This is a genomic window from Limnothrix sp. FACHB-1083 (genome assembly GCF_014696485.1).
Taxonomy (GTDB): Bacteria; Cyanobacteriota; Cyanobacteriia; order CACIAM-69d; family CACIAM-69d; genus CACIAM-69d.
Window position 1 is genome coordinate 1 of sequence record NZ_JACJQD010000008.1, and the last position, 12,339, is coordinate 12,339.

At 50.6% G+C, this 12,339-nt stretch carries 12 protein-coding genes, 1 other RNA gene and 1 pseudogene; 5 read left to right on the forward strand and 9 right to left on the reverse strand.

What is annotated here, in order from left to right:
• Positions 1–114: 114 nt before the first annotated feature.
• From H6F46_RS11320 to H6F46_RS11340, 5 genes are all read right to left on the reverse strand, one after another.
• Positions 115–657 (reverse strand): DEAD/DEAH box helicase, encoded by a 543-nt coding sequence (locus tag H6F46_RS11320; RefSeq protein ID WP_190355020.1) that lies wholly within the window; start codon positions 655–657, stop codon positions 115–117.
• The gene (locus H6F46_RS11325) at positions 644–1,849 is read right to left on the reverse strand and encodes a BREX system ATP-binding domain-containing protein (protein ID WP_190355019.1); all 1,206 of its coding nucleotides are present in this window, start codon (positions 1,847–1,849) and stop codon (positions 644–646) included. Before H6F46_RS11325 ends, H6F46_RS11320 begins: the two co-directional genes overlap by 14 nt.
• A gap of 3 nt (positions 1,850–1,852) precedes the next feature.
• Entirely contained in the window at positions 1,853–3,109 is a 1,257-nt protein-coding gene (locus H6F46_RS11330) for a BREX system ATP-binding domain-containing protein (protein WP_190355018.1), read from the reverse strand.
• A 6-nt stretch (positions 3,110–3,115) separates the two neighbouring features.
• Positions 3,116–3,952: a hypothetical protein gene (locus H6F46_RS11335; protein ID WP_190355017.1), complete on the reverse strand. Its 837-nt coding sequence runs from the start codon at positions 3,950–3,952 to the stop codon at positions 3,116–3,118.
• A 152-nt stretch (positions 3,953–4,104) separates the two neighbouring features.
• Positions 4,105–4,347 (reverse strand): hypothetical protein, encoded by a 243-nt coding sequence (locus tag H6F46_RS11340; RefSeq protein ID WP_190355016.1) that lies wholly within the window; start codon positions 4,345–4,347, stop codon positions 4,105–4,107.
• Between the two features lie 243 nt (positions 4,348–4,590).
• Between H6F46_RS11340 and H6F46_RS11345 the strand changes: the two genes are divergently transcribed.
• Positions 4,591–5,625 carry an Npun_R2821/Npun_R2822 family protein gene (locus tag H6F46_RS11345; protein WP_190355015.1) on the forward strand — a complete coding sequence of 345 codons (1,035 nt, stop codon included), beginning with the start codon at positions 4,591–4,593 and terminating at the stop codon, positions 5,623–5,625.
• Positions 5,626–5,634: 9 nt separating this feature from the next.
• Here H6F46_RS11345 and rnc read toward each other — a convergent pair whose 3' ends face one another.
• Complete coding sequence (rnc, locus tag H6F46_RS11350; protein WP_190355014.1) at positions 5,635–6,471, reverse strand: ribonuclease III; 837 nt, start codon at positions 6,469–6,471, stop codon at positions 5,635–5,637.
• A gap of 24 nt (positions 6,472–6,495) precedes the next feature.
• Positions 6,496–7,020: RNase P RNA component class A (rnpB, locus tag H6F46_RS11355), an RNA gene on the reverse strand.
• A 261-nt stretch (positions 7,021–7,281) separates the two neighbouring features.
• Here rnpB and H6F46_RS11360 point away from each other — a divergent pair.
• From H6F46_RS11360 to H6F46_RS11375, 4 genes and pseudogenes are all read left to right on the forward strand, one after another.
• Positions 7,282–8,106 (forward strand): annotated as a pseudogene (locus H6F46_RS11360) (Npun_R2479 family HD domain-containing metalloprotein); the annotation flags it as partial.
• A gap of 386 nt (positions 8,107–8,492) precedes the next feature.
• Complete coding sequence (locus H6F46_RS11365) at positions 8,493–8,738, forward strand: hypothetical protein (protein WP_190355013.1); 246 nt, start codon at positions 8,493–8,495, stop codon at positions 8,736–8,738.
• 17 nt (positions 8,739–8,755) lie between these two features.
• A complete protein-coding gene (ruvA, locus tag H6F46_RS11370; RefSeq protein WP_190355012.1) occupies positions 8,756–9,385 on the forward strand; it encodes a Holliday junction branch migration protein RuvA in 630 nt (209 codons plus the stop codon).
• Positions 9,386–9,555: 170 nt separating this feature from the next.
• Positions 9,556–10,983: a WGR domain-containing protein gene (locus tag H6F46_RS11375; protein ID WP_190355011.1), complete on the forward strand. Its 1,428-nt coding sequence runs from the start codon at positions 9,556–9,558 to the stop codon at positions 10,981–10,983.
• 206 nt (positions 10,984–11,189) lie between these two features.
• On the opposite strand, the gene rpmA is transcribed toward H6F46_RS11375, so the two are convergent.
• Together rpmA and rplU are read right to left on the reverse strand one after the other, a co-directional pair.
• Complete coding sequence (gene rpmA / locus H6F46_RS11380) at positions 11,190–11,459, reverse strand: 50S ribosomal protein L27 (RefSeq protein ID WP_190355010.1); 270 nt, start codon at positions 11,457–11,459, stop codon at positions 11,190–11,192.
• Between the two features lie 124 nt (positions 11,460–11,583).
• Positions 11,584–11,922, reverse strand: a complete 339-nt coding sequence (gene rplU, locus H6F46_RS11385; protein ID WP_099533282.1) for a 50S ribosomal protein L21 — start codon at positions 11,920–11,922, stop codon at positions 11,584–11,586.
• Between the last annotated feature and the right edge of the window lie 417 nt (positions 11,923–12,339).

The window sequence follows — 12,339 nt, forward strand, 5'->3', positions numbered from 1 at the left end:
GAGAATAGGTTTGACGATTTGAGAGAATGAGCGTAACATTGGTGTATTACTTTTTGATTGTTTGGGGTAAGAATTACATCTTCTTACCCCTTTTTTATAACCTGAATCTGTCATTCAACACTTCTGCTGTAGCGGATGCTCTATCTTTTGTTTAAGTCTTTGAATTAGGACTGACAACTGCAATCCTCGTTGAGTGTTGTAAAGTAAATGAACTTCATCAATTACGACAGCTTGAATATTGGCTAAGGCAGAATCTTTCCGAAAGAGAAGAACGTCTAAAGATTCTGGAGTTGTGATTAGGATATGTGGCTTCAAAGCAGATTTAAGGTCATCGCGATCACCATGTCGTATACCTACTCGAAACCTGATTTTCTGTAGTACAAGACTCAATCTCGTTTCCAGATCGTTAACTAGAGCTTTGGTTGGTGCAATGTACAGTATCGTGAGGGCATCAGATCCAATTGCCTGTCGCCAGTATCGGCTAATCAGCGGTGCCATCACTGCTTCAGTTTTTCCTGAGCCTGTACCAGAAGATAGTACTAGGTTTTTTCCTAGAATCAGTGGTTCAATGGCGGCCTCTTGAGCAGGGCGTAAGGTTGGAAAATTTCCATAGAAAGCCGATGCAATGCGCTTGTCTAGCAAGTCAAGAGTATTCATTGTCTTCAAACAGTTGATCAAGACATTTAACCACTTCACAGATTGTATATCGAGTACGATCCTGAAGGGGTGTTGATGCTGCTTTGACAACAACACGTCTTAGAGACTCCCCAACAGATAGTGTATTCGAGTTCCAGTCATAAGCAATTCCATGAAATTGCCGAATTTTGTCAGCTAGTTTCTGTAGGTTGTTCTCATCTAAGGGACTCATTTCAAAGGTTGGTAAGGTGTCAAAGTGTCTATAGTCGTAATCCCAATGACCCTTCATTATCAGGCGATGCTTGCATTTTTCTACAAAACCGGGAGTAACTGCAAAGAAAGATGGACTCTTGAAGAAACTACCAAAAAAAAACTTGAATAAATTCTGAAATGCAGCCTTTTGATGTTCGATATTGCTAATGTTGTAAACAACATCTTCAAACTCATCAAATAAAATGATCAGCCCTCGAAGATTAGAAGCTTTTGCTAATGTGTCTAGATCTTCAACTGCATCCCAAGCTTGAGCATAAGCATTATGCTTGAAATTAAATAATGATGTCTTATTTGTATAACTAGACCATGCGAGTGCTCCGTTAGTTTGTAACCCTTCCTGAAAATAAATCTGAGGTTTTCTGATAAGCTCGCGATCTAGATAAGCTGCGCTATATCCTTCTGATCTTCCTATTTGATGTAGCCAGTCTTCAATTAAATTTGTGTCTACTCTGTCACTCTCCCATGCTCTTAAAGCAATAAAAATGCTGGGAGACTTAATAGCCTTAGAGTAACTCCAGCGTTGATCATTGGTAATGCGATTCCAATTCTCAGCAATTTTTCCGGTTCTTGATCTTGACAGAATCCAGTTAAAAAATGCTGTAATTCCCTTATCTTTAGTATTTGGTACTTCTATACCACGACATATTGCGCCAAAAATTTGATCCATTCGATTGAAGCGAACAGCCGATTTAGCATCTAGGGTGACAAAGCTAACAGCGTAACCGATACTTAGTGCCTCCTCACGAATAAACTTTAGCAAGTGACTTTTGCCAGAGCCATAGTTAGCTTTCAGTAGCAGAGCAGTTGATGATGGCTGCTGAAGGGTTGTGGTTAGAGTAGCAATTTCCTGTAGCCTACCTAAAGTAAATTCGCGAATGTATCCTTCAGGTGGAATTCCTAGCCGGAGAGACTCAATTACTCTTTGCTCTTTCACATTCATAGACTATTCCTCACGCAGTCGATCCATGATACTGACATAGATTTCCTCTGCGGTGCTTTCTTCTCCTTCTTGGTGTCTATCAAAATACGTAACTAGAGCCGTAACCATAACTCTCCAAAATCGAACTTCGGCATACTCACTATATTCAGGCAATAGATCTTCTACAAATGATTTAACTTCCTGGCTAGACGGTAGTTCTGCTTCTGGATAGGCCAAAGCATAGACTTGACGAATCTTGCTAGCCGCAGCCTGATAATCATCTTGGCTGATGACAACTTCATCAAAGTTCCAAATCTTATCCAGTGCCTTGGGTTGCCAAGGTTGAGGCTTACCAATTCGTCCGGACAGAGCGCCATAAATACTAATTCCGTGTTTCGGATCATTGAAAAAATCTGGTGTCGTGGCATAGATTAGAAATAAACCCGAGAGATCTTCAATGTTATTAATAAGCGACAAGAGGTTGTTATGTGCATCTTTGAGTGAGGATTTTCGCATGATTGAGTAGGCTTGCTCGGCTTCATCAAATAGGATGACCAAACCTTGATAGCCTGCCAATTTAACAAACCCTGCAAGCGACTGGAGCATCAATTTAGCATTATCCTTGCTAACGATTTTGTTCACTCCAAAGCGTTTGCTATAGGATGATTTTGAGCCTTCTCCACTAAACCATTGCAAAATCTCAGCCCGGATTTGCTCTTGAATCGCTCGATCAGAAGACTCGGGCAAAAATGTCTCCCAATATTTTTCGATCATCTTCCGAAAATCAATGTCGATGCTGCGATCAATCATGAGAGCTTCTCTAGCTATGACAAAATCTTCATAGGAGAACCCAGTCTCCATTGATTTATGACCTTTGGATAAAAAAGCAAGGGATTCCTTTAGTACCTGCCCAAAGGGAGCAATTTCAGAGCTGGCTTGTTCCTCAAGATAAGATGGCGTAGCGATGTTTCTAATAATTGAGTAGAAGACGCGCTCGAATTTATTGAGTGCGGCATCGTCGGCATTTAGCTGAACGTTAGAAACAAGGCAATTTCCTTCAAAAGCAGCTTCCCGCAATAGCCTGAAGAAGTGAGTTTTGCCTGACCCCCACGAACCGCTGATAAATCGAATAGTACCCTTTTCCCTAATGCTGCTCAGATGAAACTTCTTGATGCCTTCGAGTAGCTTATCATTACCAACTGAGTAAGCTTTGACCCCTCTAATTGGCGGGATGCCACTGCGGAGAGATTCGATAACTTGGGTAGCAATGTTCCTGTTCATAAACTTTTACTTGAAAACTACAAAGCCAATATACCCTTGCTCTTCCTTCCCATAGAGGAGCATCCCTCGATTATCGTCTTTAGTCTGCTGTAGCTCTAGGCATCGACCGTCAATTCTAGTAGACCCGTCTTTTACTAGCTGAGAAAGATCGATGAGGAACTCATCAGTACGAAACTTATCTTTGTTCTTTCCAAGTCGTCGAGTGATATCGCGGATAGGAATGCTTTCTCCATCTTTTTTCTTGCCTTGCTTAATAAGGGATAGATACTGAGATCGAATAGTGCTTAAAAATTCTGATCCTGAAAATCTCCGCTCAAACAAGCGTTTGTGCTCGCGTTGTATACCTTCTACAATAGCTCCAACATCGGCAGGTATTTCCCAAAGGGACTTTACCTCGTAATTTGATAGGCGAGCAGTCTTTTTACTTTCATTGACAGTCAGCTTGAAAAAACCGCGATTAAACAGATACGTTGGGTGTCTACTTTCTTTATCAATAGGAAGTCTAGCCTGATCACAGGCATCAGCTAGGATTTTGGGAAAGTATGCACGACTAAATTTAGTTGTCTGCTCTACTGCCAAATGATGAACTTCACTTAGTATCGTTACTGCTGGATGGTGCTCAGATGCCATTATTTTTAATAGCAATTCCTGTTGTTTTTTGAGACTTAGGATGTGAAGTGGCCATCCTTTCCCAAGATATAAAAATGTGTTGACTAAGAGTTCATGAATTTGTTCTGCTTGTTCAGCTTTTAATCTGAGTTGAGTAACTTCCTCAGCCGTTGTGATTGCCAACTCTTGCATCTGTTTTGTCAAACTTTCAATGTAAGTATCGAGAGTATCCATATACGGTTCCTTAACGTAGGAGTATTAGTTGATTTTGCTATCTTAGTATGAAACCTTTAGATTTATGACTTTTCCTATCTATGAATACTATGAAAATGGTTGGCGTTAGGCTAAAACATCAATCAACACGTCACTGTCAAACAAGACTTGCTTCACCCGTACTTCTCCTCCAGATAATCTCCATAGACATCTGTTGGATCTTCTTCACTGAGCTGAATCACGCCAATTAGGCTTTGAGTCCAGGGGGCAAGACTGGCAACCGAATTGGCACTCAGAGTTGGGGGGCTGAACACCAACGTTTCCTGTTGAATGGAACTCAACAAGGACTGGACTAAGCGCCAGCGATCGCTAATCGGCAACTGTAACGCCTGATTTTGCAATTCTAGTAGCGTCATCAGCGCCCTCCCAACAACTCTCTATCAATTGTAATCAATTCTAGAGTGCTGCCGCCCTTGGTCTCAGTCGATCGACCAATCATCATCTCACATCCCCTTGTGGGGCCACAGCCCCCGAATGGCCAGCGCGGTGATCCCAGGGGCGATCGGTTAAACCTGAATAAGTCGCGATCGGGTGGCTTCCACAGAGTAGCGATCCCAAACGCGATCGAATTCACAAAGACCCGGGGGGGGGGAATTTTTATGGATGGTCTCTACACATTAGCCAACGATGTGGTTCTGGATCAGCTCATTGCCTTTTTGAACAGCGTTGAAGCCAACGGCGGCCGCTTGGCCGATGGCAGTCCTTATCCGGTGCTGGTTTGTCCCTATGACCATCGGATCGATCGCCTGAAAACCGTCTTGGCCGACTGGCCCCACGTGCAAATTTTGGAAGATTGGGACTTAATCGCCCGCTGGGATCAATTTTCCAAATCCGTCATTGAAGCCACCCCCCTGGCCTTGCAGCTTTATGAACAAGAACCGAATCTTTATGGGCGCACCATGGGCGGGCGACGGCGGTTGGCGGCCTTCGATGGCCCGTTCGATCGATTCATTTATCTGGACGCGGATACCTTAGTGCTCCAGCCCCTCGCGCCCTTGTTTGCGGCCTTGGAAACCGCCGATTGGGTCACCTACGATTTTCAGTACAAAGACCCCGCCCATGTGTATCGGGTGGCGAGTCCTCTGTTGCAATCGCTGTTTTCCCCGGAGCAAATGCAGCAATCGCTGTTTTGTTCGGGGCTGTATGCCACCAAGCGGGGCGTGCTGACCCTCGATCGCTGCGATGAATTGTTGAAACAGCTTCAGGCCGGCGAGTCAGATGTGCTCTATCCCCGATCGGCTGATCAGGCACTGTTGAACTATTTGGTGATGCGATCGAACCTCAAGGTTCATAACTGTGCGCACCATTGGCCCAAAGAACAGGTCACGGGCAATAGCGTCACTTCAAAACATTTTGTGGAGCGATCGGGGCAAGTGTTCGATCGCGATCGCCCCCTGCTTTATTTGCACTACATCGGTCTATCGTCGTCCCTATTTTCCAGGGTTTGCGCGGGCGAAAACATCACCTTTCCCTATCGCGACACCTTCTTGCACTACCGCTACCTCAAGCATCCGCAGCAGCGCCCCCGCTTGGTCGGTCGCCCCCGGGCCCATAATGCGCCTCCGAGTCTGTGGGAGCGGGCCCAACGGAAATTCAAGCAGAAATTTAAACAATGGATGCGCAAGTCAGCCTAATGTTCGCGATCATTCGCGATCGCCGGGCGCATCACCAGGGGAATTGCTTGATTGATCGCCCGGTAAAGGGCCTGGCAAATTGCTGGGTAAATCACCGGGTAAATCACTGGGCAAATCATCCCGATCGCACAGCCATAAAAAGGCTTCTTGGGCCGCGGCCTGTTCCGCCAACTTGCGCGATCGACCGCGGCCTTGGCCCAAACAACGGCCATGGAACCAAACCTGGGCCTCAAAGCGCTGCACATCCCCATGGACGGCGCTCAGTTCCCGCACTCGATATTCCGGCAAGGATTTGTAGCGCCCTTGGGTCCATTCCTGAAGGGCTGCCTTGTAGTTTTGGCGGGCCGGGTCGTTGCGCACCTGGTGGGCGATCGCTCGAAAATGGTCATCGAGCCAAGGCCGCACCAAATCCAGCGATCGCACCGAAAGATATAAGGCTCCGATGGTTGCTTCCAGGGCATCGGCCAAGCGCGATTGCCGCCCTTCCAAATCCCGAGCCGCGCTGCCGCCCATGATCAGGTAGCGCTCCAGATTATAGGTGTCGGCAATTCGCGCCAACATCCGATCGCTCACCAAAATGGCCCGCGCCGCCGCCATTTCGCCCACGGGCCAATCGGGATAGGTTTCCCACAGCAATTCGGCCGCTGCCGTCCGCACGATCGCATCCCCCACGAATTCCAACTGTTCGTAGTTGGTTTGGGAATCCGCCGTGGGGTGAGTCAGGGCCCGATCGAGCAACACCCAATCGACAGTTGCACCCTCATCCAGCCCCATGCGCAATAACAGGGCTTCGAGATCCCGTTGTCGGCGGGGATAGCTTAATACGGTTGATGCCAACGAACCCATGAACGCTTCTGGACAACAAATTAAAAGGAGAGGCAGGACGTAAGCCGGGTTCTGTCCTCAATTGGCCTCGGAGCACAGCAAGCCGCACGCCAAGGGCCAATCAATGGGCGGTTATCTATCTGGGACGATCGTTACCGATCGCCTCAAGCGGTTCTCAAAGCGGGACAGGAAAAAGACCAACCCTTGCCCCTCACCTTGCTTCCGGCCGGGGTTTACCGAGCCAGCACCTCTCGATGCTGCTGGTGCGCTCTTACCGCACCTTTGCACCCTTACCGAGCCAGAGCCGTTAACAATTCAGTCACCGAAAACAATCTTCTGCCGCAGCAAAGTGGGACAGTTTGGGTGGGGAATTTTTAAGCGGCTCGGTGGCTCGGCGGTATTTTTCTGTGGCACTATCCTCACGATCGCTCGCACTGGGCGTTACCCAGCAAGCCTGGTCTTTCGGAAGCCCGGACTTTCCTCAGATGACGACCGATCGCCCCTTGAACCGGCCACAGCCAGCCCAAGCGAGCACAGGCTCATCATCCGCAACCGCCTCGCCTACACTCTCCGTCCATCCAGTTTATCGCTTGGTTGCAAAACTGACTCGTGACCCTGACTCACGGCCCCGGATGAATGCCCGTCCCCCATGGATCTCGCACCCCCCAGGGCGATCGCCGTTGCCCCCAAACCGGTTCCCAAAGCCTTAGGCTAGGGCCGCGCTGATGGGCAAACCGTTACTCAACAACGGCAAGCCACTCTCAGACTCAGTTACAATCGACTCGGATTCCAACGGATGCGCTGCGATCGCCTCCCGCGACCCCCTCGCCTATGTTGTTTAACGCCACGGAAATTCTGATTGATGCATTTGTCGATCGCCTCAAAGAGGGCTATCGGCGTACCTACGGCGGCTGGAAACCGGAGTACGAAGACATCATTGGCTGGGCCGGCAACATGGCCCTCGAAAATATTGCCAACAGTGACGCGCTTTACCACGACGTGGAACACACCATCCTGGTCACCCTGGTGGGCCAGGAAGTGATCCGGGGCAAACATATTCGCGAAGGGGGCGTGTCGCCAGAAGATTGGCTGCATTTCATCATCTCCCTGCTCTGTCACGACATTGGCTATGTCAAAGGGGTTTGTCGCCTAGACAATGGCCGCTACTACGCCACCGGCCGCGGAGATGAGTTGGTGAAGCTGCGGCCGGGGGCCTCCGATGCCAGCCTCACGCCCTACCATGTCGATCGCGCCAAAATGTTTATAAAGGAACGCTTTGGGGGTCACAAATTAATTGACTCCGAGGCGATCGAGCGCAACATTGAACTCACCCGCTTCCCGGTTCCCAAGGAAGAAGATCACCAAGACACCCTGAACTATCCAGGCATGGTGCGGGCTTCAGATTTAATTGGTCAATTGTCCGATCCGCGCTATCTGAATAAAATCAGCGCACTTTATTACGAATTTGAAGAAACTGGCACCAATCAATATTTAGGCTATGCCCACCCGGGTGATCTGCGCAAAAACTATCCCAAATTCTATTGGAATGGTGTTTTTCCCTATGTGAAAGATGCATTGGAATATTTGCGCCTGACTCAGCAGGGCAAGCAAGTGATTGCGAATCTTTATTCCAATGTGTTTGTGGTGGAGCATGAACCGGAAGATTCGGTGGTTCCGCCCGATTCCGGCGATCGCAAAGAGGATCCAAGCGGTCAGCGCAGTGGCGATCGAACCCCTGACCGTAATGATGATTTAAATCAGAATTTAGATCATGCCCTGAATGGCGATCTCACCGAGCTGAAACGAGAAGAACGCACTGAAGAAGCCCTAGAGGCGTTGAATAGTGCTGCAAAAATTCCGGTGATTCAAACCTAAGCTCAAGCCTGCCTAAACTCAAGCCTGCCTAAGCTCAAGCCTGAAACCATCCGGGAGTTCTGGCCCCAATGGGTGGCGAAACTCCCTCGAACCCGCTAGGACGATTAGGGTAGGATGGCCCCAATCGATCGCCCTAGCAATAGCCCTAACAGAGGAGGTGAATTGCAATGTTTGTCGGTACGCGCATATTCATGGGTGTGGTGTCCTATCTAATCGTGTTGCAGTTGTTGTCACCGGCTTTGCAGGAATGCCCAGATGGCTCCTGCCTGTGGCGGCCGCTGCTGTGGGCTTCTGAATGCTGGCGGCCCAACAATTGCTATGCGCCCTGCGATGCCTATGAATACCGAAGCTGTGGCCCCACGACGGTGACGGAGCGGCCCCGATCGGTGCGGCCGGTGATGGTGGGTAAATAGGCGCGAATGAGGCGCGAATGATTGGATCGTTGCGTGGTCAGGTTGTGGCCCTTCAGGTGCAGGGCAATCGGGCGATCGGGCTGTTGGATGTGGCTCAGGTGGGCTATGAAGTGCAACTGTTGCCCCGATCGACCATGGAATGGATGATTGGCGAAACGGTACAGGTTTTCACCCATTTGCAACTGCGAGACGATCGATGGTTGCTATTTGGGTTTGCCACGGTGGCGGAGCGGGATTTGTTTCGTCAACTGATTGCCGTGAATGGTGTGGGGCCACAGTTGGCGATCGCCCTGCTTGATCGCCTGGAATTACCGGTGCTGATCCAAGCGATCGTCAGCGGCAACGCCAACCTGCTGGCAAAAACCCCCGGCATTGGCCCCAAAACCGCCGGTCGAATTGCCCTAGAACTAAAGACCAAGTTGGCGGAATGGCGCGATCAGTCGGGGCTGTCCACCACGCCCGCGGCCGGGCCGGTGGGGCTGGTGCGGGAAGATGTGGAAATGACCCTTTTGGCTTTGGGCTACAGCGATCAGGAAGTGACCCAAGCCCTGGAGGCTGTGGGCCAGCAAACCGCCCTCAGCAAGGAAGGCGATCCAGAGCGGTGGATTCGCGAGGCGATCGCCTGGCTGAGTCAATCGGCCCTTTGAGGTATTTGAGGCGATCGGGTGGCGTGATCGGGTGGCGCGATCGGAGAATTCAGTCATCCTGCCGTCCAAATTGCCCCCCATTGGCAATCAGTTGATCAACCCATCCACAGAAGCTAGGTTGGAGCAAGTCTCCCCGATCGGGCAGATTTCAACTCTCCCTCAGCCCCCCCATGAGCCATTCCGTCACCTACCTGGAGCTGTCAGAAGCCGACGGCGGATCCCACAAGTTCTATGAAGTCACGGTGCAAGACACCACCGTCAGCATCCGCTACGGCCGAATCGGGGATTCTGGACGGCTGCAAACCCAGGACTATCCCACCCCCGAAAAAGCCCAGGCCGCTGCCCAAAAAAAGATTCAAGAAAAACTGCGCAAGGGCTATGAACCCGCCGTGCAAGGGGGCCGGCCCAAGCGTTCCGTCACGCGCCGCCAGGTCACCAGCAGCCGTTCCACCGCCCGATCGGCCCCCGTGCTGTGGCAATTCAACTCCGGAGCCGCCGCCTTTGGCATTTTCATCGGCCCCACCGCCTGTTGGGTAGGCAATCAATCGGGCCAAGTGTTTGCCCTTGACCTGGAAGGCCAAGTTCTCAATCAATTTCAGCTACCCGACGGTGTGAAATGTTTGGTAGCCGATGATCTGTGGTTCTATGCCGGTTGCGATGACGGCAATGTCTATGACTTGTCGGGAAAACTGCCGCGACTGGCCTATGAAATTGAAGAAAACATCGACATTTATTGGCTCGATATCTATGACGGATGGCTAGGCGTTTCCGATCAAAATGGTCAGGTGGCGCTGTTTCACCCGGAAGATGAAGAGCGCAATTGGACTAGGCTTTCCACGGGCCAAGCCGGTTGGATGGTGCGTTGTGATGACCAAGGAATCTACCACGGCCACAGCAATGGCATCACCTGCTATGACTTTTTGGAAGGGCGCGTGCAATGGCAACAATCCACCAAAGGCTCTGTGCTATTTGGTTGGCAAGGGTGCTCCACGGTTTATGCAGGCACGAGCAGTAAATTGGTTTATGAATTCAGCAAACAGGGTGAATTATTAACCCAATGCCAGTGCGATTCAGCGGTTTATTCTTGCGCGGCTGATGCGGAGGGGCAATATATTTTTGCGGGGGATAATTGCTCGTCAATTTATTGTTTCGATCGCACCGGAACGCGGCTTTGGAAGTTAGCAAGCGGCTGCGGATCGGCCCTGTCTATGCAGTGGCACGATCGCCGGTTGTATTTGGTGACGACCAATGGCTATTTGGCTTGTTTGGATGTGAGTCCCGAGGCGATCGAGGCGGCCCAGCAGGGGCAAATTCCCGCACCGGCTGAAATTCTTGCACCCCAAGGGGAAGGCACGGCGGTTTCGGATGTGGTGGAACGGGTCAGCAGTCCCGGCGAAGGCATCGTGGTGCAATGTGTGCGCGATCGGGACAAGTTGCGAGTGCGAGTTCTGTCCCCTGGTTACCATGCCGATTGGAATGTGCAGTTTCCCCGCAATGTGCGCGAAGAGGGCGCTAAGTATGTGGTGAGCGAGTTGCGGGAATCGGCCCGGGGACAGTTTTATCGCGTTTGCGGGGAAATTAAGCGGCTGGTGGACTAGGAGCCGTGGCCTCATGCCCCAAGTTCCTGTTCTGCCGCTGCAAATGGGAGCCGCAATCGATCCAGCCATAACTTAAGGGGCGATCGAGCCTTAGATCCAGAGTTCAAAAAATTCGCCCAATGATGGCTGAATGTTCTGATCTTGGATCGCTCGATCGCCCCTCAAAGGCCAATCTAATGAGCGATGCTGAGAGACGAAAAAAGTCCCTAGGCTTCGACAGCAGCAGCAGGATAAACGCTGACCTTTTTGCCGCTCTTGCCGCGACGCTCGAAGGTCACCACACCATCCACCAAGGCGAACAGGGTGTCATCGTTGCCGCGACCCACATTGTTGCCGGGGTGGAACTGAGTGCCCCGTTGACGCACCAGGATGTTTCCAGCGCGGACGATTTGACCGCCGTAGCGCTTCACACCCAAGCGCTTGGAATTAGAGTCGCGACCGTTACGAGTACTACCTGTCCCTTTTTTATGAGCCATGACGAGCTACCTCTAAAAACTTCGGTTGAATTTCGCTACTGTGGGGGCTGCCACTCGATCGCGCCTTGGCCCATGCAACCACCAGCGGGCTGATGGAGATGAACCAAAGCAATTCCCGATCGATTTATTCCGCCGCAACGGTCTTGCCACCGTAGGTGATCGACTCAATCACCAAACGGGTCAATTCTTGGCGATGACCTTGCTTTTTGCGGGTTTTCTTTTTGGGGCGCATCTTATAAACAATAATCTTCCGGCCGCGGAAGTGGCGCAGCACTTTGGCGGTGACGGTGGCCCCTTCGAGGGTGGGTGCGCCGATGTCGATCGTTTCGCCGTCGCGAACCAACAGAACGCGATCGAGCGTAACGGTTTCGTCTACTTCTGCGAACACGCGGTTCACGTCATAGAAACGACCCGGTTCGACACAAAGTTGTGTGCCGCTGGTTTCAACAATTGCGTAGGCCATGGAAGTTCCGAAAATGAGGGTTGCCGTACGGGTAGCTGGCGCGGAGGCTGGCTTTTGCTCGACCCGATCCGAGCAAGATTGCAACGCGACGCGATCGCAGCCGTTTCAAACAAGTGGGGCGATCGGGGGTCGCTAGGTCGTCGTTGGCTGACTAAGCGCCGATTTACCATCATCCCCAAGGCTTGGTGTTCTGTCAACTGCTATTGAATCTGATAGCCATCTTGATTGTGGCCGTTTGGTGATGGCCATTTTGGGCGATCGGCCAATCTCAATCACCCAATCCAATTAATTACCCAATCCAATTACTCAACTCGTGACCCAACTCATGAGACCTAGTTCATGATCTGACTAATTCATGATTGAAAATGCCCCGCTCATGAACTAATCCAGGAACTCATCGTCCTTATCCCGATTTTC